This is a genomic window from Thiolapillus sp. (assembly GCF_048562965.1).
Classification (GTDB): Bacteria; Pseudomonadota; Gammaproteobacteria; order Chromatiales; family Chromatiaceae; genus Thiolapillus; species Thiolapillus brandeum_A.
On sequence record NZ_JBHNMF010000663.1, the window covers coordinates 1 to 1,682 of the forward strand.

The 1,682-nt window shown below is 51.8% G+C and carries 2 protein-coding genes; both read left to right on the forward strand.

Features of this window, described 5'->3' with window-relative positions; translation table 11 throughout:
* Positions 1-650 precede the first annotated feature (650 nt).
* The gene (locus tag ACOCD2_RS18900; protein WP_293680008.1) at positions 651-1,199 is read left to right on the forward strand and encodes a hypothetical protein; all 549 of its coding nucleotides are present in this window, start codon (positions 651-653) and stop codon (positions 1,197-1,199) included.
* A partial coding sequence (locus tag ACOCD2_RS18905; RefSeq protein ID WP_419625905.1) for a hypothetical protein occupies positions 1,196-1,682 on the forward strand: 487 nt, incomplete at its 3' end. The genes ACOCD2_RS18900 and ACOCD2_RS18905, both read left to right, overlap by 4 nt.

Consider the following 1,682-nt stretch of genomic DNA (forward strand, 5'->3'; position numbering starts at 1 on the left):
AGTCTCACCGGCGCCCCATACGAGCCATTCGATGGTAACCCCATAAGATGAAGCAATAACGGCGACATCCCGCAGGAGGAGATCGGAAAGGGACCCCCTGCGAAGGCGGGTGAACTTTGCCTTGGTGATAGATCCGTTTTCGAACATCGCTTCGGTTTCATCCGGCATATACCGGGCGCACCAGTTCAGCCGACTGATAAAGTCCGGGGCTTTTTCTGTGGTAGGGTAATCTTCTGGTCGTACAAGAGCCATAACACACCATTTGTTTACAGCAGGGCCACTCCCCGCATGAGGTTTTATACGCCTTTCGGCTAGGTTCTCCTAACGGCAACGCGCTTCTTATACCGAATCATTCGGTATGGCGATTATAGCAAACTCTGAATTAGATGTGCTGCTGAAAGCGTGTTTTGTGCGCTCTGGCGCAAGTAGTAGAGGAATTGCCGACATTCCACCACACTCAAAAGCGGGAGCCGCGTTCATTCAGGCCAGTTCCAGGCGAAAACCCACAAAACACGCCTACTTTTCCAAAAATATTAACGCGTAATATGGAATACAGTGGCGCTTATACCAAAATCCCTGCTTGATTCCCAAAAAAAAGGCGTGGTACAGTTGACTTCTAACAGCAGCAAACAACGTGGAGGAACCACAAAATGCTCGAGCTGACTCAAATCTCAGAGATTCGGCATTTCAATCACGAATTTCTGACACTTATTCGCAGCAATCCGCAGGATCCAGCCCTTTCTTTTGATGGGATATTCAACACGACTCGTATCGTCCAGGCCATCAATTCATTGCCGCAGGACGGGATAGCAAAATTGGTACGACCATCGGCGTCGTTGTTTTTCAATGCGACGGTTGGCGAAGAACCACTAAACGGGGCGCATCATGATTGGGTCAGCGATTACTGGTCGATGATTTCTTCGCTGTCCCGGCAAACACCTATTGATCAGTTTGCTGTGTTGACGGGGTTATCCGCATCACAATATTTGACTGTTCGGGATACCCCCATTCATGAAGTCACACACTGGGCAGCCAGAACGGTTTTCGGCATAAGGTTTCCTGCGCGCCTATGGGCTGTTCTGACTAATCATGCGGTGGCTCCCCGCCTGGATCCGGAAATGGCTCCTCTCATCGCAGCATATGCGGCCGCGGCTGGATTGTCCCGATACAACGATCAACACCGGAGGGTAGCAGCATGAATTCCACCTCCGCCCCTCTTGAACCTGACACCATTATTCCGTTCCCCCGTCATATTCCGCCGGATTATAAAAATGTCTCGCTCGAGGAGCAGTGTCGCCTGGACAACATAGCGTTGAGGCTAGCGCAACTTGGTGCAAAAACAGCGGTGATCCGGCGATACTCGGGCTGGGGGGTAATGAAAGCCCGGGCCATTTTCAGCGAGATAACCGGCCGCCGGCCGCCATCTGGCGGCGGACATATCTCATCGGTTTCCGTTATAAAAAAGTCTGCGGTCGTGCATCTTCATGCCACGGTTTTTGCAGTCACACTACTTAATGTGCTGTCGCGAGATAGTGACGATCTCCCCGGCGAGAAAATTCTTGAGGCGTACGAGATTTACTGTGAGCAGGTACGTCCCCAGGGCGATGTAAACCCGGCCGAGCTGGCAAAAGCCGGGCCGTCCAACAATGGTAACTGGCAGTTACTGGATATCAATTGCGCGG

Bases quoted from the DNA above. Each gene is read 5' to 3' on its own strand.
- ACOCD2_RS18900 (WP_293680008.1), top strand. From the start codon at position 651: ATGCTCGAGCTGACTCAAATCTCAGAGATTCGGCATTTCAATCACGAA.